This window comes from Terracoccus sp. 273MFTsu3.1 (genome assembly GCF_000383675.1).
GTDB lineage: Bacteria > Actinomycetota > Actinomycetes > Actinomycetales > Dermatophilaceae > Terrabacter.
Genome location: NZ_KB911820.1, coordinates 1,093,278 through 1,118,609 on the forward strand (window position 1 = coordinate 1,093,278; position 25,332 = coordinate 1,118,609).

23 protein-coding genes and 2 tRNA genes are annotated in these 25,332 nt (G+C 71.9%); 6 read left to right on the plus strand and 19 right to left on the minus strand.

From position 1 onward, the window contains the following. Positions 1–171: 171 nt before the first annotated feature. Positions 172–1,608, plus strand: a complete 1,437-nt coding sequence (locus H283_RS0105435; protein ID WP_028785339.1) for a GuaB1 family IMP dehydrogenase-related protein — start codon at positions 172–174, stop codon at positions 1,606–1,608. A gap of 77 nt (positions 1,609–1,685) precedes the next feature. Here the strand turns inward: H283_RS0105435 and H283_RS0105440 are convergent, their stop codons facing one another. Further along, positions 1,686–2,501, minus strand: coding sequence for a DUF4240 domain-containing protein (locus tag H283_RS0105440; protein WP_196805908.1), 816 nt, complete (start codon positions 2,499–2,501; stop codon positions 1,686–1,688). A 135-nt stretch (positions 2,502–2,636) separates the two neighbouring features. On the opposite strand from H283_RS0105440, the gene H283_RS0105445 reads away from it, so the two are divergent. Continuing rightward, positions 2,637–4,505 (plus strand): hypothetical protein, encoded by a 1,869-nt coding sequence (locus H283_RS0105445; RefSeq protein ID WP_020142508.1) that lies wholly within the window; start codon positions 2,637–2,639, stop codon positions 4,503–4,505. Between the two features lie 125 nt (positions 4,506–4,630). Next, on the plus strand, positions 4,631–6,469 hold the full coding sequence (locus tag H283_RS0105450; RefSeq protein ID WP_020142509.1) for a hypothetical protein: 1,839 nt from the start codon (positions 4,631–4,633) through the stop codon (positions 6,467–6,469). A 30-nt stretch (positions 6,470–6,499) separates the two neighbouring features. Here H283_RS0105450 and H283_RS0105455 read toward each other — a convergent pair whose 3' ends face one another. Genes H283_RS0105455 through H283_RS0105465 form a run of 3 tightly spaced genes read right to left on the minus strand, consistent with a single transcriptional unit; the run spans position 6,500 to position 9,561 of the window. Beyond that, entirely contained in the window at positions 6,500–7,201 is a 702-nt protein-coding gene (locus tag H283_RS0105455; RefSeq protein WP_028785340.1) for an HAD family phosphatase, read from the minus strand. Next, complete coding sequence (locus H283_RS0105460) at positions 7,191–8,477, minus strand: fatty acid desaturase (RefSeq protein WP_020142511.1); 1,287 nt, start codon at positions 8,475–8,477, stop codon at positions 7,191–7,193. The genes H283_RS0105455 and H283_RS0105460 overlap by 11 nt, the downstream gene beginning before the upstream one ends. Positions 8,478–8,490: 13 nt before the next feature. Further along, positions 8,491–9,561 carry a ferredoxin reductase gene (locus H283_RS0105465; protein ID WP_028785341.1) on the minus strand — a complete coding sequence of 357 codons (1,071 nt, stop codon included), beginning with the start codon at positions 9,559–9,561 and terminating at the stop codon, positions 8,491–8,493. Positions 9,562–9,717: 156 nt separating this feature from the next. On the opposite strand from H283_RS0105465, the gene H283_RS0105470 reads away from it, so the two are divergent. Beyond that, complete coding sequence (locus tag H283_RS0105470) at positions 9,718–10,851, plus strand: CdaR family transcriptional regulator (protein ID WP_231372218.1); 1,134 nt, start codon at positions 9,718–9,720, stop codon at positions 10,849–10,851. 123 nt (positions 10,852–10,974) lie between these two features. Here H283_RS0105470 and H283_RS0105475 read toward each other — a convergent pair whose 3' ends face one another. From H283_RS0105475 to H283_RS0105530, 12 genes are all read right to left on the minus strand, one after another. Further along, a complete protein-coding gene (locus tag H283_RS0105475) occupies positions 10,975–11,931 on the minus strand; it encodes a D-2-hydroxyacid dehydrogenase family protein (RefSeq protein ID WP_020142514.1) in 957 nt (318 codons plus the stop codon). A 71-nt stretch (positions 11,932–12,002) separates the two neighbouring features. Next, positions 12,003–12,076: transfer RNA gene (locus H283_RS0105480), tRNA-Asp, on the minus strand. A gap of 32 nt (positions 12,077–12,108) precedes the next feature. Next, a tRNA-Glu gene (locus H283_RS0105485) sits at positions 12,109–12,181 on the minus strand. Between the two features lie 116 nt (positions 12,182–12,297). Further along, on the minus strand, positions 12,298–13,344 hold the full coding sequence (locus H283_RS0105490) for a PHP domain-containing protein (RefSeq protein ID WP_020142515.1): 1,047 nt from the start codon (positions 13,342–13,344) through the stop codon (positions 12,298–12,300). Positions 13,345–13,383: 39 nt separating this feature from the next. Next, positions 13,384–14,268, minus strand: a complete 885-nt coding sequence (locus H283_RS0105495; protein WP_020142516.1) for a hypothetical protein — start codon at positions 14,266–14,268, stop codon at positions 13,384–13,386. Continuing rightward, the gene (locus tag H283_RS0105500; protein ID WP_028785343.1) at positions 14,265–14,768 is read right to left on the minus strand and encodes a SigE family RNA polymerase sigma factor; all 504 of its coding nucleotides are present in this window, start codon (positions 14,766–14,768) and stop codon (positions 14,265–14,267) included. Before H283_RS0105500 ends, H283_RS0105495 begins: the two co-directional genes overlap by 4 nt. Positions 14,769–14,940: 172 nt before the next feature. After that, on the minus strand, positions 14,941–15,489 hold the full coding sequence (locus tag H283_RS0105505; protein WP_020142518.1) for an NUDIX domain-containing protein: 549 nt from the start codon (positions 15,487–15,489) through the stop codon (positions 14,941–14,943). An 81-nt stretch (positions 15,490–15,570) separates the two neighbouring features. After that, positions 15,571–16,050 carry a nitroreductase/quinone reductase family protein gene (locus tag H283_RS0105510; RefSeq protein ID WP_020142519.1) on the minus strand — a complete coding sequence of 160 codons (480 nt, stop codon included), beginning with the start codon at positions 16,048–16,050 and terminating at the stop codon, positions 15,571–15,573. A gap of 153 nt (positions 16,051–16,203) precedes the next feature. Further along, positions 16,204–16,812, minus strand: a complete 609-nt coding sequence (locus tag H283_RS0105515; protein WP_020142520.1) for a methylated-DNA--[protein]-cysteine S-methyltransferase — start codon at positions 16,810–16,812, stop codon at positions 16,204–16,206. Then, positions 16,805–17,305, minus strand: a complete 501-nt coding sequence (locus H283_RS0105520; protein WP_020142521.1) for an RNA polymerase sigma factor — start codon at positions 17,303–17,305, stop codon at positions 16,805–16,807. Before H283_RS0105520 ends, H283_RS0105515 begins: the two co-directional genes overlap by 8 nt. Before the next feature lie 203 nt (positions 17,306–17,508). Then, entirely contained in the window at positions 17,509–18,021 is a 513-nt protein-coding gene (locus H283_RS0105525; protein WP_020142522.1) for a methylated-DNA--[protein]-cysteine S-methyltransferase, read from the minus strand. Further along, on the minus strand, positions 18,018–19,049 hold the full coding sequence (locus tag H283_RS0105530; protein ID WP_020142523.1) for a cation diffusion facilitator family transporter: 1,032 nt from the start codon (positions 19,047–19,049) through the stop codon (positions 18,018–18,020). Before H283_RS0105530 ends, H283_RS0105525 begins: the two co-directional genes overlap by 4 nt. A 135-nt stretch (positions 19,050–19,184) precedes the next feature. On the opposite strand from H283_RS0105530, the gene H283_RS0105535 reads away from it, so the two are divergent. Next, positions 19,185–19,379: a CsbD family protein gene (locus H283_RS0105535; RefSeq protein ID WP_020142524.1), complete on the plus strand. Its 195-nt coding sequence runs from the start codon at positions 19,185–19,187 to the stop codon at positions 19,377–19,379. A 186-nt stretch (positions 19,380–19,565) separates the two neighbouring features. Further along, positions 19,566–21,971, plus strand: coding sequence for a phosphoketolase (locus H283_RS0105540; protein ID WP_020142525.1), 2,406 nt, complete (start codon positions 19,566–19,568; stop codon positions 21,969–21,971). 63 nt (positions 21,972–22,034) lie between these two features. Here H283_RS0105540 and H283_RS0105545 read toward each other — a convergent pair whose 3' ends face one another. The 3 genes from H283_RS0105545 to H283_RS28355 are packed head-to-tail and all read right to left on the minus strand — an operon-like array spanning position 22,035 to position 25,280. Continuing rightward, positions 22,035–22,823, minus strand: a complete 789-nt coding sequence (locus H283_RS0105545) for a DeoR/GlpR family DNA-binding transcription regulator (protein WP_020142526.1) — start codon at positions 22,821–22,823, stop codon at positions 22,035–22,037. A gap of 10 nt (positions 22,824–22,833) precedes the next feature. Next, complete coding sequence (gene pdxA, locus H283_RS28350) at positions 22,834–23,841, minus strand: 4-hydroxythreonine-4-phosphate dehydrogenase PdxA (RefSeq protein WP_028785345.1); 1,008 nt, start codon at positions 23,839–23,841, stop codon at positions 22,834–22,836. Further along, positions 23,838–25,280 (minus strand): four-carbon acid sugar kinase family protein, encoded by a 1,443-nt coding sequence (locus H283_RS28355; protein ID WP_231372219.1) that lies wholly within the window; start codon positions 25,278–25,280, stop codon positions 23,838–23,840. The genes pdxA and H283_RS28355 overlap by 4 nt, the downstream gene beginning before the upstream one ends. Positions 25,281–25,332: the final 52 nt, after the last annotated feature.

A 25,332-nucleotide genomic window follows, 5' to 3' on the forward strand; every position in this document is an offset into this window, starting at 1 on the left:
GTTCCCCCAATCGATCCGGGGCGCAGTCGCGTCCACCGTCCATCGTCCTCCCGCGCGCGCCCGCGCACAGCGGAACGGGCGTATGCCGTCCGGCCGGGTAGGTCCACGGGTGCCGTGGGTGCTGGTCGTCCGATGCGGTCTGCCCGGGTCGGGCGCCTAGAGTTGGTGATCGTGCAGTTCCTCAACGGCCTCCAGCCCCAGCTCGACCTCACCTACGACGACGTCTTCATGGTCCCCAGCCGCTCGTCGGTCACGAGCCGCCTCGACGTCGACCTGTCGACCGTCGACGGCTCGGGCACGACGATCCCCCTCGTCGTCGCCAACATGACCGCGATCGCCGGTCGCCGGATGGCCGAGACCGTGGCGCGCCGTGGCGGCATCGCCGTCATCCCGCAGGACATCCCCGTCGAGGTGGTGCGCGAGGTCGTCGGCTGGGTCAAGCAGCGTCACCTCGTCCACGACACGGCGATCACGCTCGAGCGACACATGACCGCCGGTGAGGCGCTCGTCCTCATCGGCAAGCGGGCCCACGGCGCCGCGGTCGTCGTCGACGGACCCAAGCCGGTCGGCATCGTCACCGAGAAGGACCTCACCGGCGTCGACCGGTACACGCAGATGCACGACGTCATGCACGAGGACATGGTCGTGCTGCCCGACTCCATCGACCCGCAGGAGGCCTTCGAGCGCCTGTCCGCGGCCCGGCGCAAGGTCGCGCCCGTCGTGTCCGAGCACGGCGAGCTCGTCGGCATCCTCACCCGGGGTGGCGCCATCCGGGCCGGCCTCTACGAGCCGGCCGTCGACGATGCCCACCGCCTGCGCGTCGCCGCCGCGGTCGGCATCAACGGCGACGTCGCGGCCAAGGCGGCCGAGGTGCTCGCCACCGGCGCCGACGTCCTCGTCATCGACACGGCCCACGGCCACCAGGACAAGATGATCGACGCGCTCCGTGCCGTGCGCGCCCTGGACCCGCGCGTGCCCGTCGTCGCCGGCAACGTCGTGTCGGCGGCCGGCACGCGCGAGCTCCTCGAGGCCGGCGCCGACATCGTCAAGGTGGGCGTCGGCCCCGGTGCGATGTGCACGACCCGGATGATGACCGCGGTCGGTCGTCCGCAGTTCTCCGCGGTGCTCGAATGTGCCGCGGCGGCAAGAGAGCTCGGCAAGCACGTCTGGGCCGACGGTGGGGTCCGCCACCCTCGCGACGTGGCCCTCGCGCTCGCGGCCGGGGCGTCCAACGTCATGATCGGCTCGTGGTTCGCCGGCACGCTCGAGTCGCCGGGCGACCTCTACACCGACAACGACGGCCGCCAGTACAAGGAGTCGTTCGGCATGGCGAGCAGCCGCGCGGTGCGCAACCGCACGGCCACCGACACCGACTACGACCGCGCCCGCAAGTCGCTCTTCGAGGAGGGCATCAGCACGGCGCGGATGTACATCGACCCCGCGCGCCCCTCCGTCGAGGACGTCATCGACCAGATCGTCGCCGGACTGCGCAGCAGCTGCACGTATGCGGGTGCGCGCACGCTCGAGGAGTTCCACGAGCGTGCGGTTGTCGGGCTCCAGAGCACGGCCGGCTTCGCCGAGGGACGCCCGCTCCACACCTCCTGGTGACGTCGGGCGAGGACGCCTTGCGCTGGTGACGTGGCGGAGAGCGACGCCCTTCGTCCGCGACGGGCAGCCCGTCGCGCTCAGCGGCGCTGGACCGGCGCCGGCCCGACGCTCGGGTCCCCACCGACGTAGGCGGCCGTGAGACGCGGGAAGCGGGCCCGCCGCTGGGCCTCGTCGAGCCGCGTCCCTCGCGGCTCGTCGGAGACCGAGTCCCCGACCGGGACGCCCGACCCGTCCGCGAACGGGTCACGACCGGTCTGCGTCGACCAGACGTCGAGGGCGACTCCCTCGAACGACTCGGCGGCGCCGATCTGCTCGTCGTCGTCCGGCCCGTGGGCTGCGAGGGAGTCCGGGTCGGCGACGAAGGCGTCGTAGACATCTCGCCCCTGGGCCAGCACCCACGTGCGGAGGCCGACGAAGACGTCCTGGCTCGTGGAGCCCATCATCGTCTCGGCGGCTGCGTGGTGCAGGAAGGTGTTGGACCGGTCCATCTGCCGGACGAACTCGCGCTCGAAGGCGAGCACGTCGTCCGGCGGCAGCGCCGAGAGGGCGCCGTAGAGCGACTCCGCCGCGCCGGCGGCATCCGGCGAGGCGGCCCGGTCCACGAGCCGCCAGAACTGGTCCGTGTCCATGGCGCGTCCTCCGTCGGTGGCGGGCGCGGCCGTGGCCGTGGCCGTGGCCGTGGCCGTGGTCGGTGTCGGTCCGGCCGGCGGCGACGCGTCTGCGGTGGCCGTCCCGGTCATCGGCTCGTAGGAGAACCATCCGCCGCCGTCGACCGACCTCGGCGCGACCGGCGTCGCGGGGCCTGCCGGCCCGGAGGGCGTGCCGCACGACGCGCTGGCCAGCGCGGTGAGCACCACCAGGACGAGGGGGCCGACCCGGCGAGTCAGGGGCATGCGGCGAAGCATGACACGAGGCGTCCGTCCGCGGTGGCTGCACACGTGGACTCGTGCGCTCTTGCCCGGTCCGGGCATCCCTCCCTAGCATCAGCCAGCGCGGTCGTCGCGCGCACGAGCACACAGGGGTGAAAGATGCGCGCGAGCCGCGTACTGCTTCAGGTCGTCGCCACGATCGCGGTCCTCACCGGCGCAGCCACGTCGCCGGCCCTTGCCGCGGCGCCGGCAGGGCCGTCGGTGACGGGGGCGTGGCCGACACGTCCGTCGGGGCCGGCGGGGACCGAGGCTCAGGTCGTCGCCGCTGCGGCCGACCCGGTGTGGAGTGCGCCGGTGACGGCCGTCCCCGACCGCGGTGAGCCGAGTGACGTCTCGTGCCCGACGACGACGTGGTGCATGGCCGTCGACCTCTCGGGCCAAGCCCTGACGTTCGACGGGCACCGGTGGAGCCCACCGAGGAAGGTTTTCCCGAAGGCACCGGGGCAGCCGCAGGCGGCGGTGTCCTGCCCGACGACCTCCTTCTGCCTCGCGGTGTCGGCGTACGGCTACGGCGTCTACCGCTCGGGCACCTGGACCGTCGTGCGCTCGAGCCTCGCGCCCTTCCGCACCGTCGGGTGCTACAGCGCGATGCGCTGCGCCCTGGTCATGGGCGACGCCTGGTCGGCGCACCGGATGGCCTACTGGAACGGCTCGACCCTGACCACTTCGGTCAACATGCCGTGGGCCGTCCGGGTCGACTCCGTGGCGTGCGTCTCGGCGACGACGTGCCACGCCATCGGTGTCGAGCCGAAGGGCGGCGCGATCGCGCTCAGGTCCTCAGGGGCGACGTGGGTCGCGTCGTTCCTCGTACGCGACTCCTGGCAGTCGACCTTCGACATGTCGTGCCCCACCACCACGTTCTGCCTCGCCACGAGCAGCGCATCCCACGCGTGGCGGTGGACGGGCGCGTCCTGGGCCGACGCGGGGCAGACGTCCGCGGGCATCTTCCTGTCGCCCGTCTCCGTGTCGTGCTCGTCGGCGACCTCCTGCCAGGCTGTGGGCAGCGAACGCGTGGGCCGCTGGAACGGCCGCTCGTGGTCGATCCTCGACCTCTTCCCGATCATCGGAGCGAGCTACGCGGTCGACTGTGCGACCGCCTCGACGTGCGTCGTCGTCGATGACCGCGGACGCTTCTGGCGAGGTGGCGGCTCGACGTGGACACCGGCCGCCAGCTTCGACCTCACCTCGGTGGGGCTCAACGATCTGTCGTGCCCGACCGCCACCTTCTGCATGGCCACGGACGTCACCGGCAACGCGGTTCGCTGGAACGGCACCGGATGGACGGGCATGACGCGCCTCGGCACGCGGTCGTCCTACGTGTCGTGCCTCTCGGCCTCGTGGTGCATGACCGTCGACGAGCAGCAGGGGACATCACGGGTGTGGACGGGTTCGTGGCAGTCACGGACGACCTTCGATCTCCCGGGCCCCTACCGACCCGTCGCGTGCGCGAGCACGACGGCATGCTTCACCATCGAGTTCGGTCAGGTGCGCCGGTGGAACGGTACGTCGTGGTCTGCACTCGTGCCGCTCCTGCCCGGCTCGGACGAGCGGGTCCAGCTCGCCTGCGCGGGCACCAAGTTCTGCGTGGCCATGAACTTCGACGGACTGTTCAGCGTCTGGAACGGGACGGCGTGGTCTGCGCCACGCCGCTCCGGCATCAGCATGGCAGACCGGCTGACCTGCACGTCCAACACCTTCTGCATGGTCGAGTCCGAGTACCGCCTCTACTCGACCTTCGACGGGCGGACGTGGGCGGTGCGCCGGACCTTGCCGGGTGGTGGCGGTGCCTTCGGCTGTCAGAGCAGCTCACGCTGTCTGGCGTCCACCTACGAGGGGACGGTCTACCGGTGGAGCGGCGGCGCATGGGCGCCCAGTGCCAACCGTCTCGGTTTCGCGGCCCGAGAGCTGGTGTGCACACCGACCCGGTGCATGGCCATGAGCGACGACCAGGCCAGCTGGACGCTCTGACCTCGGCGCCGAGGCACCCCGGATCCCTCACGCGGGACCACACCAGCGGCGGATCTTGCCCTGAGCGGCGCAGATCCCTAGCATCGGCCCGCGCGAACGTCGCGTCCGGAGCACAGGGGTGAGAGATGCGCGGGAGCCGCGTGCTGGTCAAGGTCGTCGCCGCGCTCGCGGTCCTCGGTGGGGCGGCGACGTCGCCGGCCCTCGCCTCCGTGCAGCCAAGCGCACCGACGGTGGCCGCCACAACGGCTCAGGCTGCGGCCGCTTCGGCCGACCCCGTGTGGAGCGCGCCGGTGACGGCCATCCCCGACCGTGGCAAGCCGAGCGACGTGTCGTGCCCGACCGCGACCTGGTGCATGGCCGTCGACCTGTCCGGTCGGGTGACCACCTTCAACGGGACCTCGTGGAGCACGCCGAAGCAGGTCTTTGCCCGCGTCGACGGACAGAACCCGGGCGTCCGGGCCGTCTCCTGCCCCACGACGACGTTCTGCCTCGCCGTGTCCCAGTTCGGCTACGGCGTCTACCGGTCAGGCACGTGGACGACGGTCCGGTCCGCGCTGGCACCGCTGCACGAGGTCGACTGCTTCAACGCGTACAAGTGCGCGGTCGTCGCCGGCGACGTCGGGTCCGAGGACCGGATCGGCTACTGGGACGGTGACACGCTCACGGGCTTCGTCGACGCGCCGTGGGCGCAGGGCGTCGACGGGGTGTCGTGCCCCACGGCCTGGAACTGCTTCGGCCTCGGCGTGGCGGCGAACGGGTCGGTCATCGGTCTGCGCTCGGTCGGACGATCCTGGTCGGCGACGTACGTCGGGGCCGGGCACATCTGGGCGGACTACGACCTCTCGTGCTCCAGCGCGCTGTTCTGCATGGCCACGTCCTACGAGAGCACGGCCTGGACGTGGAACGGGACGTCGTGGCGATCGGCAGGTGCGACCTGGGCCGACCTCGGCCTCAACCCGGTGTCCGTCTCCTGCACCTCCTCGACGTCCTGCCATGCCGCCGGCGAGATGCGGGTGGGCCGTTGGAACGGCTCGACGTGGACCGTTGACCAGCTGACCAACAACTATGGCGGCGGCCTCGTGGTCGACTGCGCCACCTCCACGGCCTGCGTCGTCGTCGACGACCGGGGGCGCTACTACCGCGGGGCTCGCACGACGTGGACGGCCGCTGCCACCTTCGACCCCACGTCCGGCCAGGTCGCCGACCTCTCCTGCCCGACGTCGACGTCGTGCATGGCCACCGACTACTACGGCACCGCCGCACGCTGGACCGGCGGCACCTGGACGGCTCCAACGCGTCTCGGAACCCTCGCCTCGGCGGTCTCGTGCACCTCCGCCACGTGGTGCATGACGGTCGACGCCCAGCAGGGAACCTCGAGAGTGTGGTCCGGGACGTGGCAGCCCGCGGTGGTGTTCGACGACCTCAACGTCCACTGGCCCTCGGCCTGCGCGGCGACGACGGCGTGCTTCACCTTCCAGGGCGGTGACGTGCGCCGCTGGAACGGCAGCACCTGGGCCCGGGCCACGACGCTCTTCACGACCAGCGAGGACGTCCGGTTCGCCTGCCGGAGCGGCTTCTGCATGGTCATGGCCGCCGATGGTCAGTTCCGCACGTGGAACGGGAGCTCGTGGTCGGCCGCCCGCCGTTCAGGACTGGTCCGGACGACCCTCCTCAGCTGCGTGTCGCGCACCTCGTGCATGGTCGTCGATCAGAACAACACCTACTCGACGTTCGACGGCACCGCATGGTCGGTCCGACGCACGATGCCGGACTCCATGAGCAGCATGGCGTGCCAGACGAGCACCCGCTGCCTGGCCACCACGTCGGACGGCGTCGTCTACGTGTGGAACGGCGTCTCGTGGGCCCAGTCGCCGAACCGTCTGTCGTTCCAGGCGATCACGATGGCCTGCGTGCCGACGCGGTGCATGGCCGTGGGCAGCGAGGCGTCCAGCTGGACGCTCTGACCGGGCCGGACGGCATACGCCCCCGGAGGATCAGTGCCGCTTGCGGCCGACCTCGACGATGCGCCAGCCGCGCTCGCGCGCGAGCTCTCGCAGCTCACGATCGGGGTTCACCGCGACCGCCTCGCCGACGCGCTCCATCATGGGCAGGTCGCTGACCGAGTCGCTGTAGGCGACGCATCGAGAGAGGTCGTAGCCGCGCTCGGCCGCCAGCTTCTCGATCTCGATGACCTTGCCTGCGCCGTAGCAGAACTCGCCGGTCAGGTGCCCGGTGTAGCGGCCCTCCTCGTCGAGCTCGCTGCGCGTGGCGACGGCGCCCTCGAGCCCCAGCGCGGTCGCGATGCGGCTCACGAGCTCGATGGGGGAGGCCGACACGACGATGCGGTCGTGGCCGGTGGCGCGCGCCTCGGCGAGCAGGCCCATGGAGGCCGGGATGGCCTTGCGCACGATGCCCGGGGTGATCGCGTCGGTGAGGTGGATGATGTCGGACTGCCGGATGCCGGCCACCGCCCGGAGGATGCGCTCGCGCAGGGCCTCCGATCCCTCGTCGGTGGATCCCTTGCGGTGGAAGGAGATCGCGTTGACGGTGTCCTTGACGAGGTCCTTCCACGGCACGTGACCGCCACGGAACGCGGCGATCGCGAGCGGGTAGTTGGCGGAGCCTCTGATCAGGGTGCGGTCGAGGTCGAAGAAGGCGGCCGTCGGCACCGGTCGTGCCCCCGCCTCAGCCGACACGGGCCACCATCGGCAGGGCGGGACGCCGCGGCGGGACCGGGGCGTTGACGGCGCGGGCGGCGTTCTTGGGCAGCGGTCGCGGCCGGTTCGGCAGGGCGAGACGGAAGACCTTGGCCCATGCCTGGTAGACCTGCTTGGGGAGCGGGCCGGTCGTGTACGGCAGGCCGTAGCGCTCGCAGATCTCGCGCATCTCGACGGCGACCTCGTGGTAGCGGTTGCTCGGCAGGTCGGGGAAGCAGTGGTGCTCGATCTGGTGGCTGAGGTTGCCGGTCATGAGGTGCATCAGCTTGCTGCCGGAGATGTTGGCGGAGCCGAGCATCTGGCGGATGTACCAGTCGCCGCGGGTCTCGCCCTCGATCTCCTCCTCGGTGAAGGTGTCGACGCCGTCGGGGAAGTGGCCGCAGAAGATGACCGAGTGCGCCCAGACGTTGCGGATGGCGTTGGCCGTGAAGGTGCCGATGAGCGCCTGCTTGCCCGAGCCGAAGGGGACGGCGGCGAGCGGGGTCGCGGCGTAGTCCTTCGTGAACTGGCGAACGACCTTGCGGCCCATGGCCTTGAGGTCCTTCTTGAGGTCGTCCTTGGACTTCTCGCCGTCCTTGACCGCCTCGAGCTCGAGGTCGTAGATGGCGATGCCCCACTCGAAGAACGGCGCGAGGATCATGTTGTAGAGCGGGTTGCCGAGGTTGCCGGGGTGCCACGGCTGGTCCTCGTCCATGCGCAGGATCGAGTAGCCGACGTCCTTGTCCTTGCCCAGCACGTTGGTCCACGTGTGGTGGAGGTCGTTGTGCGTGTGCTTCCACGCGGCGGCCGGGGTGACGAAGTCCCACTCCCACGTCGTGGAGTGGATGTCGGGGTCGCGCATCCAGTCCCACTGGCCGTGCAGGACGTTGTGGCCGATCTCCATGTTCTCGAGGATCTTCGCGACGCTCAGCATCGCGGTGCCGGCGACGAACGCCGTCCGCTTCTTCGAGAAGAGCAGGGTCGCGCGGCCGGCGACCTCCAGGGTGCGCTGGACGCGGATGACGCGGCGGATGTAGGCCGCGTCGGCGGCACCGCGCGTCGCGATGACGCGGTCGCGCAGGGCGTCGAGCTCTCGTCCGAGCTGCTCGACGTCGGCGTCGCTGAGGTGCGCGGCGGCACTCGGTCGCTTGGCGGGGCCGCCGGACGCCGCGAGGACCGGCTTCCGGTTCCGGGTCATCGGGGCGGTGCCCTCGGCGACACCGGTGGCGGCGGCCTCGAGGGGCGTCGTCGTCGGTCGGTTCGTGGTGGCTGTCATGGTGGTTCCCTTCTCAGATGTCCAGGTGGACGGGTCCGGCGGCCGCGTTGACACAGGTCTGGATGAGCTCTCCCTCGTCACCGTGGACCTCGCCGGTGCGCAGGTCACGGACCTTGCCCGCGACGAGCGGGACGAGGCAGCTGCGGCAGATGCCCATGCGGCATCCGCTCGGCATGACGACGCCGCAGTCCTCGCCGGCTTCGAGGAGGGGGACGTCGCCGCCCGCCTCCACTTCCTTGTCGGACTTCTCGAACGTCAGCAGCCCGCCCTCACCGCCGGAGCCCTCGAGCAGGACGGGCGCGAAGCGCTCGATCGTGAGGCCCGCGTGGGTCGCGTCGTCGCCGTCGCGCTCCCACAGCTCGGTGGCCGCGTCGAGGAAGTCGGTGGGTCCGCAGGCGTATGCCGCCCGCTCGCGCCAGTCGGGACAGAGCGTCTCGAGGTCGGTGACGTCCGACAGGTCGAGGCGGCGACCGCCCTCCTCACGCGTGAACCAGTGGCGGACCGTGAGGCCGGGGAACTGGTCGGCGAGCTCGAGCAGCTCGTCGTGGAAGAGCGCGTCGTCGCGGGTGCGCGCCGAGTGGACGAGGACGACGTCGGCGTCGGGGCGGCGGGGCACGAGCGTGCGGATCATCGACATGACGGGCGTCAGGCCGCTGCCGGCCGTCAGCATGAGGAGCGGGCGGGGGTGCTCCGGGAGCACGAAGTCGCCCTGCGGGGTGTCGAGGAAGAGGATGTCGCCGACCTTGGTGCTGCGGGCCAGGGCCGTCGAGACGAAGCCGATCGCCGTGACGGTGATGGCGGGGTCGTGGCCGACGGCGGCCGACAGGGAGTAGCTGCGCCACTGGCGCACGCCGTCGATCTCGACGCCGATGCGGGCCCACTGGCCGGCGGCGTGGGGGTTCCAGCCGCGGCCGGGACGGAAGTGGATGGTCGTCGAGTCGGGGGTCTCGCGGACCACCTTCGTGACGACACCGCGCAGCTGCCGGGCCGAGGCCAGCGGGTTGACCAGATTGATGATGTCCTCGGGCGCGAGAGGGGTCGTCAGGATCGACGCCACACGCCGGAGAGCTCTGATCTGGGTCATGCTTCCATGTTCCCCGCCGAGGGGCTTCCGGATCTTGGGGTGGCGCGTACTCTTTGGAGTAGGAAACTGTTGCGTGACGACAAAAGGCAGGAGACCGAAGTGGCGCACGCCACGTCCGACCCGCCGTGGTTGTCTCTCCCCGCCGAAGTGACGACCGTGCTGCGTCCCGTCGTGACCGACATCGTCGAGGCGATCATCGAGGGCATCCCGCGTGACGTCCCGGTCTACGCGATGCCGATGGAGGGCCGTTTCGGGCAAGGTGTCCGGCGCGGTGTCACGGTAGCGCTCAACCGGTTCCTCGACCTGCCGGGCACCCGCCTCCAGGCGCTGTCCGAGGACGGCAAGTGGGTCTACGAGAACCTCGGTCGGGGGGAGGTGCGCTCGGGGCGCAGTCTCGAGTCCCTCCTCGCCGCCTACCGCTACGGCGCGCGGGTCACCTTCCGCGCGATCTCGCGCACCGTCGACGTGTCCCAGCTGCCGCCGGACGTGCTCCTCTCCCTGGGCGAGTCGCTCTTCGCCTACATCGACGAGCTGTCCGCGGCCAGCGCGCAGGGCTACGCCCAGGAGCAGTCCGAGCGCGCCGGTGAGCAGCTGCGGCTGCGCGGCGAGCTGCTCGAGATGATCCTGCGCGGCGACTCGAGCGACGGCGGCGTGGCGCGTCTCGCGGCGGCTGTCGGCTGGACCCTGCCCGAGGTCGTCGTCGTCGCCCTCGTGCCCTTCCCGCACGTCGACGGGCTGCGCGGCGCGCTCGGCCCCGACGGCCTCGTCGCCGAGCGAGGCACGGACGTCCTCATCGTCTTCCCGTTCGTCAGTCGCAAGGCGCGTCGTCGCGACCTCGAGCGTGCCCTGCGCGGGCGGCGCGCCATCGTCGGGCCGGCGCGCCCGTGGCAGCAGGCAGGCGAGTCGCTGCACCTCGCGACGGCTGCCGGGGCCCACGGCGTCGCGCCCGGACCGGACCGCCCCGACGTGGACGGCGCCCCCGTGTGGGTCGAGGACCACCTCGCCGAGCTCGTCGTCCTCGCCGAGCCGCTCGCCACCGACGACCTCGCCCGCACCCGCCTCGCGCCTCTCGACGGCCTGCGCCCGGCCGTGCGCGAGCGCCTCACCGAGACGCTCCTGTCCTGGCTGCGCCACCAGGGCCAGCGTGCCCCGATCGCGGCCGAGCTCTTCGTCCACCAGCAGACCGTCGGCTACCGCGTGGCGCAGCTCAAGGAGCTCTTCGGCGAGGCGCTCGACGATCCCGAGGTCCGCTTCGAGCTCGAGCTCGTGCTGCGCGCCGGCCACCGCTGAGGTCACCGGGCCGCTCGGGCCGGCCGGCCGGCATACGCCCGGCGGCCAGGTCGTGCGCGACATCGCGCGGCTCGGGTCGTCGCGGCGCAGCCGTGGCCTGGCGGGCTCGCGCCGGACGGGCGGTCAGAGCGTTCGGATCGGGGCGCCGTCGAGGTATGCCGTCACGTCCTCGACGACGCCGGCCCAGAACGTCGCGTAGACGTCACGCGTCACGTAGCCGAGGTGGGGCGTCAGGAGCGTGCGCGGCGCGGTGCGCAGCGGGTGGTCGACGGGGAGCGGCTCCTCGTCGAAGACGTCGAGGCCGACGCCCCCGAGGTGACCGCGACGGAGGGCCGCGAGCAGGGCTCGCTCGTCGACGATCGGGCCACGGGAGGTGTTGACGAGCAGTGCGTCCGGGCGCATGAGCGCCAGCTCGCGCCCGCCGACGAGTCCGCGGGTCCCCTCGGCGAGGACGAGATGGATCGAGACCACGTCGGAACCGGACAGGACGTCATCGAGGGAGGCCGCCCGGACCCCCGCCTGCGCGGCGCGTTCCGGGGTGAGGCTCCGGCTCCAGGCGACGACGTCCATGCCGAAGGCGCGGCCCACCGAGGCGACCTGCGTGCCGATGCGGCCGAGCCCGAGCAGGCCGAGCGTGTGCCCGGCGAGGTCGCGGCCGACCGTCGTCTGCCAGCCGCCCTCGCGCACGGCCGTGGCCTCGGGGACGAGCTGCCGGGCGAGCCCGAGGACGAGTGCCCAGGTCAGCTCGGCGGGGGCGGTGGCGAGGCTCTCGGTGCCGCAGACGGTGATGCCGGCGGCGGTGGCCGCGGCGACGTCGATGCTCGGGTTGCGGCGGCCGGTCGTCACGACGAGCCGGAGTCGCGGGAGCGAGGCGAGCACGGCGGCCGGGAGCGGGGTGCGCTCGCGCATGACGACGACGGCGTCGTAGGGCGCGAGCCGTTCGGTGAGGGCGGCGGCGTCGGCGACGTGGTCGCGGAAGACGTCGACGGTGCACGGCGAGGTCGGGTGGTCGGTGACCCGCGACCAGTCGGCGCTGGACAGGGCCACGCCCTGGTAGTCGTCGAGCACCGCGATGCGCACCCGCCCACCCTATGAGGCCGGACATGCGAGAAGCGCCGCTCTCCGAGGAGAGCGGCGCTTCTGGTGTCTTGCGACCCCGACCGGGCTCGAACCGGCGACCTCCGCCGTGACAGGGCGGCGCGCTAACCAACTGCGCTACGGGGCCTTACTGGGTGGTGCGTGTCGAACTGTACTGCGTATCCCCAACGGGATTCGAACCCGTGCTGCCGCCGTGAAAGGGCGGAGTCCTAGGCCGCTAGACGATGGGGACCTGCCCGACCTATCCGTTGGGACGTCGAAACTATATGGGAGATTCTGGCACCGTCCAAATCGGCTCCGAACCCCTGTCCGGGGCCGGCCGGATCACCGCCGGGACGGCCTCTCGGATCAGCCCTTGGCCCACGCCCGGACCTCGTCGACGGGCCACGTCGTGACGATGCGCTCGGCCGGGATGCCGAGCCGCTCGGCGCGTTCGCAGCCGAGCGACTTCATGTCGAGCTGCCCCGGGGCGTGCGCGTCGGAGTCGATGGTGAAGAGGCAGCCGAGGTCGCGTGCCAGCTCGATGAGCTCGTCGGGCGGGTCGCACCGCTCGGGACGCGAGTTGATCTCGACGGCCACGTCGTGCTCGAGGCACGCGCGGAAGACCTTCTCGGCGTCGAACTGCGACGGCGGACGCTTGCCGCGGTTGCCCGTCACGAGCTGGCCGGTGCAGTGGGCGAGGACGTTGGTGTGCGGGTTGCGCACGGCGGCCACCATGCGGGGCGTCATCTCGAACGAGGGCTGCCGCAGCTTGGAGTGGATCGAGGCGGTGACGACGTCGAGCTGGTCGAGCATGTCGTCGTCCTGGTCGAGCGTGCCGTCGAGGTGGATGTCGACCTCGATGCCCCGGAGGAGCGTGAACGCCTCGCCGAGGCTCGCGTTGATGGCGTCGACACGTTTCAGCTGGTCGGTGAGGCGGGCCCGGCTCAGCCCGTTGGCCACGGTGAGGCGCGGCGAGTGGTCGGTCAGCGCCATCCACTCCTGTCCGAGCTCGACGGCGGCGAGCACCATCTCCTCGATCGGGCTGCCGCCGTCGCTCCAGTTGGAGTGCGCGTGGAGGTCCCCGCGGAGCGCGGCGTAGAGCTCGGCGCCCCCGGTCGTCAGCGGTGCGCCGTGCTTCGCCTCGGCGGAGACGAGGTAGTCCGGCAGGACTCCACGCACCGCCTGGCCGATGATCGCTGCGCTGGAGTCGCCGATTCCCTTGATCTGCTTGAGAGTTCCGGCCTCGACGCGCTCCTTCAGCTCGTCGTCGCCGACGAGCGTGATCGCCTCGATGGTCTTGCGGAACGCGTCGACGCGGTAGCTGCTCTCGCGACCGCGCTCGAGGAGGAAGCAGATGCGTCGCAGCGCGTCGAGCGGGCTGATCGGTGCCTGCGGAGGGGTCGGCTGCTCCATGTCGAGCAGCCTAACCGCGGTGGCCGACGCCGCACCTCGCTACTGCTGCAGGGGCGGCAGCGTGCTCCCGTCGGGGAACTTGCCCGGGGGCGTCGGGGTCGAAGGGACGACCCGGACGATGTCGCCGTACTGCTGTGCGATGAGACCGGGCGAGGAGCCCTCGTCGGCCATGACGAGCACCTGGTCCGCGCGAGCGTCCTGGGTGACGGCGATGATCTCGATCCCCTTGGAGCGCCAGAGCATTCGCTGGTCGACGATCTCCTTGGCGACCTTCTCCTTCTCGGCGAGGGTGTGCTTCATGACGACGAACTCCACATCGGTCGGTGACGGCATCGCCGCGGCCACGAAGGCCTCGAGGTCGGGGTCGTGCCGGGTGACGACGACGGTCACGTGGGCGCCTGCGGGGTCGGCGGCATACGCCCCCGAGAAGACGTCGGGCCAGCGTGCGGCCACGGTGGGCTCGACGGCGGTGAAGGCGTTCGTCTGCGGGGTCGAGAGGGCGCCGAACCAACGCGCGGTGTCGCGAGCGGGCGGCGCCGACGGGACGAGGTCGACGGCCGTCGGGCCCAGGCTGCCGCTCAGGGGGGTCGAGGGTCCGCGGGCGCCGTTGTCGGCCCCGGCGCTCCCGCTCGCGTCCTTCATGACCTCGGGGGCCGAGCCGGCGCTCGCGGTGCTCGACGACGCGCCGTGGTTGCCGGCCGCCCAGGAGGCGCCGACGGCACCCACGACGACGAGCGCGGCGGCGGCGCCGAGCAGCGTGGAGCGCCGGCGTGAGGTGCGGGCCCGCCCACGCATCAGGGCGCGCTGGGCGAAGAGGTCGTCGCGGGGTGGTTCGAGGTCGTTCATCGTGGACAGCGCCTTTCGCAGCTGCAGCTCGCCCTCCTCCGGCGCGGCGCCGGCTCCGCTCGTGGTGTCGTCGCTCATGGAAACGCTCCCGCCCCGGTCAGTGGTGGTTCGGCGAGCCGGTCACGCAGGGCGGCGAGCCCGCGCGAGATCTGGCTCTTGATGGTGCCCTCGGCCACGCCCGTGCACTCGGCGATCTGGGGCACCGTGAGGTCCTCCCAGAAGCGGAGGACGAGGACGGCCCGCTGCTTCTCCGGGAGGTCGCGCAGCAGGTCGGTGAGGGTCATCGCGAGCTCGCGGTCGTGGTCGGTCGTCGCCGGCTCGGGGGCCTCGTCCGTGAGGACCTCGCGGCGCCGTTTGCGCTGGTCGTTGAGGTAGAGGTTCATCATCGTGCGTCTCGTGTAGGCGGTCTCGGCGCCCGTGGCGATGCGGGGCCAGGCGACGTAGACCCGCGCCAGGGCCTCCTGGACGAGCTCGTCGCCATCGGCCCAGTTGCCGCAGAGCAGGTAGGCGCGTCGGCGCAGCATCGTCTGCCGCTCCTCCACGAAGCTGCGGAACGCCGCCTCGTCCCTCCGTCTCATGTGCTCCCGCCGGTCCCGGTCGTCATCGGTGGTGCCGATCGTCTGGCTGTCAGTGTCGTACACCCCCTAGACACAGGGGCACGGCGAACCGTTGCACTCGGGTCTCGATCCGCTGTCGACGGCGTATGCCGGGTGGCTCGGTCGTCGGGGCGTCGCGGGCTCCGAGGAGAGGTCAGGAGACGCGCCCGAGGGCGACGAGCGCGAGCATGAGCGCGGCGATCGTCTCGCCGTCGGAGATGGCGCCGTCGCGCACGAGGCCGATGACCTCGCGGACCGGGACGCGGCGGACCTCGCGGATGCCCTCCTCGGCGCGGGCCGCGGTGTCACGGGCGCCGTGGGCCGGCTCGAGCCCGGTCGCGAGGAAGACGACCTCGGGCGCGCGGCACACGCCGTTGAGGGCGTTCATCGTGCCGACCTGTCGCCAGTCCCGGGCGACGAGACCGGTCTCCTCGGCGAGTTCCCTCCGGGCGGCCACGAGCGGGTCCTCCCCGTCGGTGCCACCGGCCGGGACCTCGACGGAGGTGCCGACGGTGTGCCGGTCGACCGTGACGAGGACGACCTCGTCGGCGTCGGTGAGGGCGACGACGAAGACGGCGGGGCGTTGCAGCTCGATGACCCCGTAGATGCCGTCGGTACCGTCGGGCCGGGTCACGGCGTCCTCCCGGACCCGGATCCACGGGTTCTCGTAGACGACCGTCGTCGCTCGCACGGGCCAGCTCACGAGGGGTCTCCGGAGTGCATGTCCCGATCGTGCCACCCACCCATCGGGTGAGCGCCCCGCCCCAGCCGTTGCGAGCAGCGGTCAGTCGAGGAGCGTGATGAGCACGACGGCGCGGCCGGCCGTGCCCGCGCGCACTTCGTCGAGGGTCGGGGGCCGGTCGACGTTGACCTTGAGCGCCACGCGGTTGGCGCGTCTGGGCCCGAGCTCCTCGAGGAGCCGGTCGAAGATCTCCGCGACACGGTCGGGATCCTCCTCGAGGACGGCGTGCGCGCGGCGGCGACGGCCGTCGATCGTCACCTCGAGGTCGGCGCCGCCGCGCAGGTTGGCGCGCCACGCGCCGCCCCCGTAGGTCATGAGCTGCCCGTCGAGCTCGTGGCGGCCGACGGGGACGTCGTAGACGCGGCCGGAACGCCGTCCGGTCACGTGCAGCACCAGCAGGCCCTTGCTCGCGATGCCGTGCAGCGGCGACGACAGGAGCCATCGGAGCACCGGGTTGACGATCTTGACCATCGCGGCGGGGGCCAGGGCCTCCTCGACCGCGGGCTTCGACGGGTCGGTCACGACCTCAGCATGGCACCGCCCGGCGGATGCAGGACGGCGATCGCCGAACCCGCCCCCGTCCCACTCGAGTGAGCGCGTAGTCCCACTCGAGTGAGCGCTGGGTCCCACTCGAGTGAGCGCTGGGTCCCACTCGAGTGAGCGCCTCGTCCCATCTCAGGCGGCTCGCTCGAGGGCGAGGAGGCGCTCCTTGGCCGGCAGGCCACCGAGGTAGCCACCGAGCGAGCCGTCCGAACGGACGACCCGGTGGCACGGCACGACGATGGGCAGCGGGTTCGTCGCGCAGGCGGAGCCCACGGCCCGCACGGCCCGCGGGCTGCCGGACGCCACGGCGACCTCGCCGTAGCTCTCGGTCGAGCCGTACGGGATCTCGCTCAGGTGTCGCAGCACGGTGAGCCGGAAGCCGCGTGCCAGCCGCAGGTCGAGCGGGACGTCGAAGCCCTGCCGACGGCCGGCGAAGTAGTCGTCGAGCTCGCGGGCCAGCGGGTCGAGGCGGTCACCCCCGCGGAGGATCCGCGAGCCGACCGACGACCCGAGCGACTCGAGAACCCGGTCGTGGTCCTCGGTCTCGAAGGCCACGCGTACGACCCCGAGGTCGGTCGCGGCGAGCAGGAGCGAGCCGACGGGGGAGTCGAGGCGGCGGTAGGTCACGTCGACGGCAGCCTCTGCGGAGGCGCGGTCGACGAGGAGTGCATGGAGGGCCGCGAGGCGCTCGGCCTCGCCGGTCGTGGGCTCCGTCAGGAGCTGGATCGGATTGTCAGACATGGGTGCTCACCCTTCCGTCGGTGGCGTACGTGGTCCGGAGCCGCGCGATGCCGTCGGCCGCCGCGCGGCGTGCTGCCGCGGGCGTGCCGCCGACGATGCGGGCGACCTCGGGGTGGGGCAGCCCGGCGACGTGGTGGTAGGCCACGCAGAGGCGCTGCTTCTCGGGGAGTGCGGCGACCGCCGTCCAGAGGTCCCTGTCGGGCAGGGCCTCCTCCGGCTGGTCGACGCGTGGGGCCGCTGCGTCGGGCACCGCCGCGACCGGGACCGCGTGACGGGCGCCCGCACGGGCGACGTCGACGGCCTTGCGGTGCGCGATGGTGACGAGCCACGCCCGGACGTTCGCGTCGTCGGGCAGGTCGGGCCAGGCACGCAGGGCCGAGAGGAAGGTCTCGGACCACGCGTCGTCGGCCTCGATGGGGCCGAGCACCGCGCGGCAGACGCGCAGCACCACCGCCCCGTGCTCGGTGACGGCCTGCTCGAACGGTCGCTTCATGCCCTGTAGACGCTCCGGCCCGCGGAAGTGTGAGGTCCCCAGTGTGACGGACGGGTCGAGCGGGCCACTCGAGTGGGGCTGGGCGCTCACTCGAGTGGGGCGGGGCGCTCACTCGAGTGAGGTTGGGCGCTCACTCGACGGTCGAGTGAGCGCTTCGTCCCCGTCGAGTGAGCGCTTCGTCCGTGCGTCTCGGACGACCGGGGTCAGAAGAGGCGGCCGGAGTCGGCGGCGGGGGGTTCCTCGAGCGCGAGGAGGAAGCGCTTGCGACCCAGCCCGCCGGCATACCCCACGAGGGAGCCGTCGGCGCCGATGACGCGGTGGCACGGCACGACGACGGCGATCGGGTTGCGGCCGTTGGCCGTGCCGACGGCCTGGGCGAGGTTGCGGTCGCCGAGCGCCCGGGCGAGGTCACCGTAGCTGCGCGTCTCTCCGTAGGGGATCTCGCGGAGCAGCGCCCACACCTTCTGGTGGAAGACGTCCCCGCGCGGCGCGAGCGGCAGGTCGAACTCGGTCAGGGCGCCGGTGAAGTACGCGGCGAGCTGGACCGCCGCGGCCGCGAACGGCTCGTCGGCGGGGTCACCGACCTCGCCGAGGACCTCGGGGTCGTCCGGGCGGTACTTCGCGGCGTCCATGAGCAGGTGCGTGATGGCGCCGTCCTCGGCGACGACGGTCAGCTCGCCGATGGGCGAGGGCAGGACGACGTGCGCACGGGTCATGCCGGGTCGTCGCCTCGCGTCGCCGCCCCGTGGGACGCGACGATGTCGTCGTGGGTCGGGATGGGGAACTCGGCCGCGTAGTCGCCGTAGGCGCGGGGGTCCTCGGACGGCTCGAGGTGACAGGTCAGGGCGATCTCGCCGAACTCGCGGTGGACGGCCTCCTCGACCTCCTCGACGAGGTCGTGTCCCTGCTGCACCGTCCATGCGCCGGGCACGAGCACGTGCACCTCGGCGAAGCGGTGGTGGCCCGAGACGCGGGTGCGCAACGCGTGGAAGTGGACCTCACGCGTGACGAACCGGGCGAGGATCTCGGCGATCGCGCTGTTGTCCGCCTTGGGCATCGAGATGTCCATGAGGCCCTCGGTGGACTCGCGGATGAGCTTCCAGCCGGTCCAGACGATGTTGATGCCGACGAGGAACGCGATGACGGGGTCGAGACGAGCGATCCCCGTGAGGGCGACGAGCACGACGCCGACGACGACCCCGGCGGAGGTCCAGACGTCGGTCATGAGGTGCTTGCCGTCGGCCGTGAGCGTCAGCGAGCGGTAGCGGCGCCCGGCGCGCAGCAGCACGACGGCCACGGCGCCGTTGACCGCCGAGGCGACGACCGAGATGGCGAGGCCGATGCCGACGTTCTCGATGGGCTGCGGGTGCAGGAAGCGCTCGACCGCGGTGTACATGATGACGAGGGCGGCGACGAAGATCATCATCCCCTCGACCGCCGCCGAGAAGTACTCGGCCTTGGTGTGGCCGAAGTGGTGGTTCTTGTCGGCGGGCATCGCAGCCACCTTGAGCGCGATGAGCACGGCGATGGCGGCGACGAGGTTGACGACCGACTCGGCCGCGTCGGACAGCAGTCCCACCGAGCCGGTGATGCGCCAGGCGATCACCTTGAGCGTGATGGTGACGATCGCGGCCGCGATGGAGAGGTAGGCGAACCGGCTCAGGTCACGGGTCTGGGGCGCGCGGTCGGACGGCGTGGACGCTTCGGGCTGGTCTGCCGCGGGACTCGGGTTCGCTGACACCACCCCAGTGTCGCAAAAGGCGCCGACGCCCTGTGACCCGCGACCCAGCGCTGGACGTCCGTGGTCCGGATCTGGTGGCGATCGACGGCGACCGGGTAGGGGGAGTGGTATCCGATCGACGGCGAAAGGAGCCCAGACATGGGTATCGCGGACAAGGCCAAGAACATGGGTGAAGACCTCAAGGGCAAGGCCAAGGAAGCCACCGGAAAGGTCACCGACAACGAGCGACTCGAGGCCGAGGGCGAGCGTGACCAGGCCTCGGCGGACCTCAAGCAGCGGGGCGAGCAGCTCAAGGACGCGGGCGACGACGTCAAGGACGCCTTCAACCGCTGACTTTCCGGAGTGGGGTGGGTCGGTCCCGACGGGGGCCGGCCCACTGCTCTGTCCGGTGGCGTCGATGAGGGCGTATGCCGTGCCGCCCGGTCCCGCGGGACGGGGACCTTCGACCCCTTGTCAGCAAGGCGCCCGTCGGTGAGGCTCGTGGGGACGCACGATCGCCGACCCTCGAGAGGCACTGCCGTGACGACGACCCAGACACCGACGACTGCCGCCGTGCCGGCCCCGACCGCCGATGAGATCGCGTCGATGGACGCGTGGTGGCGGGCCGACAACTACCTGACGATCGGTCAGATCTACCTCAAGGACAACGCGCTGCTGCGTCGGCCCCTCGTGCCGGAGGACATCAAGCCGCGACTGCTCGGCCACTGGGGCACCAGCCCCGGGCTGTCCTTCGTCTACACCCACATGTCCCGGGTCATCCGGCACACCGGTCAGCAGACGATCTACCTCACCGGTCCCGGCCACGGTGGTCCTGCGCTCGTCGCGGCCGGCTACCTCGAGGGCACCTACTCGCAGGTCTACCCGAAGGTGACGTGCGACGAGGACGGCGTGCGTCGCCTCTTCCGCCAGTTCTCGGCGCCGGGCGGCATCCCGAGCCACGTCTCCGTGACGACGCCCGGCTCGATCCACGAGGGTGGCGAGCTCGGCTACGTCCTCGTCCACGCGTTCGGTGCCGTCATGGACAACCCCGACCTGCTGGCCCTGGCGGTCGTCGGTGACGGGGAGGCCGAGACAGGGCCCCTCGAGGGATCCTGGAAGGGCATCTCGTTCCTCAACCCGCGGCGCGACGGCGCGGTGCTACCGGTCCTGCACCTCAACGGCTACAAGATCGCCGGACCGACCGTGCTCGGACGCAAGGACCCGGCCGAGGTGCGCAGCCTCCTCGAGGGGCACGGCTACGACGTGCTCGAGGTCGAGGGTGACGACGTCCCGGGCATGCACGAGCGCTTCGCAGAGGCGCTGGCGACGGCATACAGCCGGATCCGTGCCATCCAGCAGGAGGCACGGGCGGACGGCTGGACGATGGGGGAGCGGCCGCGGTGGCCGCTCATCGTGCTGCGCACCCCGAAGGGCTGGACCGGCCCGGAGGAGGTCGACGACATCCCCGTCACCGGCTCGTGGCGCTCGCACCAGGTGCCCCTGTCGGGGGTCAAGGACAACCCGGAGCACCTCGCGGTCCTCGAGACGTGGCTGCGCTCGTACCGACCGGAGGAGCTCTTCGACGAGTCGGGAAGCCCGACCGACATCGTGCTGCAGGCGAACCCGGAGGGCGACCTGAGGATGAGCGCCTCGCCGCACGCGAACGGCGGCGTCCTCAGCACCGAGCTCGACATCCCCGACTTCCGCGACTTCGCGCGGGAGGTGCCCTCGCCGGCGTCGGTCCGGGAGGAGTCGACGCGAGCCCTCGGCGAGCTGATGCGCGAGCTCTACGTGCGCAACCCGACGACGTTCCGGCTCTTCAGCCCCGACGAGACGAACAGCAACCGGGTCGGCGCCGTCTTCGACGTGTCCGACCGGATGACGGCCGAGCGGGTGCTCGAGCAGGACGAGAAGCTCTCGCACGACGGGCGGGTCATGGAGGTGCTCTCGGAGCACTCGTGCCACGGCTGGCTCGAGGGCTACACGCTCACCGGCCGGCACGGGCTCTTCGCGACGTACGAGGCCTTCGCGATGGTGAGCGCGTCGATGACGGTGCAGCACAGCAAGTGGCTGCAGGAGGCCAACAAGCTCGAGTGGCGGGCCAAGGTGCCGAGCCTCAACATCCTCCTGACGTCGACGGCGTGGCGCAACGACCACAACGGCTTCTCGCACCAGGGTCCCGGTCTCATCCAGACGGTGCTCAACGCGCGCGGCGAGGTGTCGCGGATCTACCTCCCGCCGGACGCGAACTGCCTTCTCTCCGTGGCCGATCACTGCTTCCGGTCGAAGAACTACGTCAACCTCGTCGTCATCGACAAGCAGCCACAGCCGCAGTGGCTCACGATGGACGAGGCCGTCGCGCACTGTGCGGCCGGTGCAGGCATCTGGGACTGGGCCGGGACCGACGACGGCGACCGTGACCCCGACGTCGTGCTCGCCTGCGCGGGCGACGTCGTGACGATGGAGGTCGTCGCCGCGGCCCAGATCCTCAAGGAGAAGCTGCCGCAGCTGCGCGTGCGCGTCGTCAACGTCGTCGACCTCATGACCCTGCCGCGGGCGCGCAGCCACCCGCACGGCATGGACGACGTGCGCTTCGGCGAGCTCTTCACCGACCACGTCGACGTCGTCTTCGCCTTCCACGGCTACCACGGCGCCATCCACCAGCTCGTCCACGGACGGCCTGACGCCGACCGCTTCCACGTCCGCGGCTTCAGCGAGGAGGGCACGACGACGACACCCTTCGACATGGTCGTGCGCAACGGCGTCGACCGCTACTCGCTCGTCATGGACGCCATCAACAACGCGGGTCGGCAGGTGCGCGGGTCGAGCGAGGTGAAGGCCTGGTGCGAGGTGCAGCTGGACCGGCACCACGCCTACATCGTTGAGCACCTCGAGGACATGCCCGAGGTGCGTGACTGGGTCATGACGACGGTCGTCGAGGACTGACCGCCCGCCACGACGGCAGCGGGCGTGTGCCGCGCACTCGAGTCGGCGGCATACGTGGTCTCGTCAGTCGCGCCTGGGTGCGAGCACGACCTCGATGCCGTTGTCGCGGAAGGCTTGCAGCGCAACGGGATCGGCGGACTCGTCGGTGACGAGGGTCCAGGTGCGTGGCATGACGGCCCAGGCGTGGAAGGGCGACTGGCCGAGCTTGTCGGCGTGCGCGAGGACGTAGGTGTGCTCGGCCCGGCCCATCATCAGCTCCTTGAGCCGGGTCTGCTCGAGGTCGGCCTCGCAGATGCCGCGCTCGGCGTGGACGCTGTCGGCGCCCATGAACGCCCGGTCGAAGCTGAGGCGCTGGACGGCGGCCTCGGCGAGCGGCCCGACGAAGGCCTGGCTCAACGGCCGCAGCCGGCCGCCCAGGGCGATGACGTCGATGCCGACGCTGTCGGCGAGGGTGCCCATGGCGCTGATGCCGGCGGTGACGACGGTCAGCTCGGTCAGCTCCGGCGTCTTGGTGATGGCATCGGCGAGCGCGCCCATCGTCGACCCGGCGTCGAGGAGCACCGTCTCGCCTGGCTCGATCTGGTCGGCGGCCCAGCGGGCGATGTCGCGCTTGGCGGCGTGCGCCTCGCCGAGACGCTGGCGCAGCGAGGCCTCGGGGTGGTGGGCGAGGCTCATGACCCCGCCGTAGGTGCGGGCCAGCTTGCCCTGCGCGGTCAGCTTGGCGAGGTCGCGCCGGATCGTCGACGCGGTGACGCCGAGCTGGTCGGAGAGCTCCTCCACGCTCGCGAGCCCACTGGTGGTGGCGAGGCGGACGATCTCGCCCCGACGCGTCTGTGCGGTGTGCTTCGCCACGCTGGGCACCTTAGGCGTCCACGGGCCGTGGCGCCATCTCCGCGCCGAGGCGCAGCGCCTCGATCATCGAGCGGTGGTCGGCGATGCCGGTGCCGGCGATGTCGAAGGCCGTGCCGTGGTCGACCGACGTGCGGATGACGGGCAGACCGATCGTCACGTTGACACCCGCCTCGAGGCCGAGCACCTTGACCGGGCCGTGGCCCTGGTCGTGGTACATCGCCACGACGAGGTCGTAGTCGCCGCGACCGGCGAGGAAGAAGAGCGTGTCGGCCGGCAGGGCGCCGTGCACGTCGATGCCGTCGGCGCGGCAGACCTCCACGGCGGGGTCGATCTTCTCGGCCTCCTCGCCGTAGCCGAAGAGGCCGTTCTCGCCGGCGTGCGGGTTGATGCCGCAGACGCCGATCTTCGGGGTCGGGTTGCCGGCGTCGACGAGGGCCTTGTGGCCCCGGCGGATGACCCGCTCGACGAGACCGGGCTCGATGCGGTTGACGGCATCGATGAGGCCGATGTGGGTGGTCACGTGGATGACCTTGACCTTCTCGGTCGAGAGCATCATCGAGACCTCGGGGGTGCCGGTGAGGTGGGCGAGCAGCTCGGTGTGGCCGGGGAACACGTGTCCGCCGGCGTGCAGCGCCTCCTTGTTGAGCGGGGCGGTGCAGATGGCCTGGACCTTGCCGGCCATCGCGAGCTCGGAGGCGACGCGGATGTAGTGGTAGGCGGCGTCGCCGGCGACGGCCGACAGCTGCCCGAAGGGGAGGTCCTCGGGCAGCAGCGCCAGGTCGATGACGTTGATGCGGCCGGGGATCTCGCTCGCCTCCTCGACGTCGTCGATGGTGACGATGTCGACGGGGACGCCCGCGATGGCGGCGGCCTGCTTGAGACGCAGGGCGTCGCCGACGACGACGACGCGCGCCATCGTGGCCACGTGCGGGTCGGCCAGGGCCTTGACGATGATCTCGGGGCCGATGCCGGCGCCGTCTCCCATGGTCACGGCGATGCGGGGAAGGGCGACGCTCATGAGTTCTCCTCGGTGGTCGCGCCGGGGGTGGCGCGGGGTGCGGTGGTGGTCGATGAGGTGCGGTGGGACGAGGCCTGCGGCGGCGCGGTGGTGGGCCCCAGCAGGTGCTCGACGACGCGGGCGAGCGAGGTCGGGTCGCCGAAGCTGCCCGGGCGCGTGACGACGAGCCGCCCTCCCGGGCGGCGGCTCACGACGGTGCCGGTCTCGACCTCGGCGACGACGTCGAGGTCGTGCACGTCGAGGCGGTCGAGGACGGCGCGGGCGGTCTCACCGCCGGAGAGGAACGCCGCGTCGAAGCGGTCGAGCACGGGCGAGACCGCGGCGGCGAGGGACTCGGTCAGGGCACGCGACCGGCTGGGGTCGGCAGGGGCCGTGGGGTCGAGCGCCACCACGACGACACCCTCACGGGGGCGCTCGGCGAGCTGGGCGCATACGGCCCCCGGGTCGAGCCGGAGGCGGTCGGGCTCCAGCAGGATCGTGTGCGTGGAGCGCGCCGTCGCGAGCCGCTCGAGCTGGGCCGGGAGTCCCGGCGCGCGCGAGCCGAGCACGATCAGCACGGATCGGACGGACCCGACCGACCGGGCGGACTGCGCGGACGGTGCGGACGGCGTCGTACCCTCCGTCTCGGCGCCGCGGACCTCAGCGGGTGCGTGGTCAGTAGCCTGGCCCGCCAGGCGAGGTCCGCGGCCCTGGTCCGGCGGGAGGGCTCGGACGGCGGCGTCGGCGAGCGCTCCCGACCCGACGAGGAGCGTGCGGCCGTCCTGCCCGGCGCTCGCGGCCACGGCGGCGGCGTGGACGACATCGAGGTCGGCGTCCGTCACGGCGTCGCAGACCGCGACGAACCCGGTCCGGGCGGCCTCGTCGAGGGCTGCGGTGACCGCCTCGACGCCGCGCAGCACGGTCGTGTGCGGGACGAGCACCGTGGCCAACGGGTGCAGCGCCGCCGCCACCCGGTCCGGAGCCGGGGTCGGCTCGACGGCCCACAGGTCGGTGTGGTGGAGCGGCGTGCCACCGACGTGGAGCACGCCGTCGACGACGACGCGCTCGAGCGCGGGATTGGCGACGGCGACGACAGGGGTGCGCTGCAGCTCCTCGGCGAGCGCGGCGACCTCCGCGGCGAGGTGACCCCGGAGCAACGAGTCGACCTTCTTGACGACGACCGGTGCGGTCGTGACGAGGGCTGCGGCTGCGCGAACCGCGCGCATGGCGTCCGCGTGGGGGAGACGGCGCGAGTCGGTGTCGACGGTGAGGACGGCGCGGGGGTCGTCCCCGACGCCCGTGGTGCTCGCGTCGGGCCGGTGGCCGGCTGCACGCGCGATGTCCGGTGACAAGGTCGAGAGGACAACCGTGCTGCGCGAAACACGCACGAGTGCGTGTGCTGCGCACTCTGCGGCGCCGCTCAGGTCGTCGGCGACGATGCCCAGGGCGAGTGCAGTCACGGTCTCCTCCTCACGGTACTTGTTGCGCGTGTACGGCTGTGCGACAAGGAGA

Excerpts from the sequence above, each read along its gene's own strand:
- H283_RS0105450 (WP_020142509.1), top strand. The coding sequence starts at position 4,631 with ATGCGCGGGAGCCGCGTGCTGGTCAAGGTCGTCGCCGCGCTCGCGGTC.
- H283_RS0105515 (WP_020142520.1), bottom strand. The coding sequence starts at position 16,812 with ATGTCTGACAATCCGATCCAGCTCCTGACGGAGCCCACGACCGGCGAG.
- pdxA (WP_028785345.1), bottom strand. The coding sequence starts at position 23,841 with ATGAGCGTCGCCCTTCCCCGCATCGCCGTGACCATGGGAGACGGCGCC.
- H283_RS0105460 (WP_020142511.1), bottom strand. The coding sequence starts at position 8,477 with ATGACAGCCACCACGAACCGACCGACGACGACGCCCCTCGAGGCCGCC.
- H283_RS0105535 (WP_020142524.1), top strand. The coding sequence starts at position 19,185 with ATGGGTATCGCGGACAAGGCCAAGAACATGGGTGAAGACCTCAAGGGC.
- H283_RS0105490 (WP_020142515.1), bottom strand. The coding sequence starts at position 13,344 with ATGGAGCAGCCGACCCCTCCGCAGGCACCGATCAGCCCGCTCGACGCG.
- H283_RS0105525 (WP_020142522.1), bottom strand. The coding sequence starts at position 18,021 with ATGACCCGTGCGCACGTCGTCCTGCCCTCGCCCATCGGCGAGCTGACC.
- H283_RS0105445 (WP_020142508.1), top strand. The coding sequence starts at position 2,637 with ATGCGCGCGAGCCGCGTACTGCTTCAGGTCGTCGCCACGATCGCGGTC.
- H283_RS0105465 (WP_028785341.1), bottom strand. The coding sequence starts at position 9,561 with ATGACCCAGATCAGAGCTCTCCGGCGTGTGGCGTCGATCCTGACGACC.
- H283_RS0105500 (WP_028785343.1), bottom strand. The coding sequence starts at position 14,768 with ATGAGACGGAGGGACGAGGCGGCGTTCCGCAGCTTCGTGGAGGAGCGG.
- H283_RS0105520 (WP_020142521.1), bottom strand. The coding sequence starts at position 17,305 with ATGAAGCGACCGTTCGAGCAGGCCGTCACCGAGCACGGGGCGGTGGTG.
- H283_RS0105440 (WP_196805908.1), bottom strand. The coding sequence starts at position 2,501 with ATGCCCCTGACTCGCCGGGTCGGCCCCCTCGTCCTGGTGGTGCTCACC.
- H283_RS0105495 (WP_020142516.1), bottom strand. The coding sequence starts at position 14,268 with ATGAGCGACGACACCACGAGCGGAGCCGGCGCCGCGCCGGAGGAGGGC.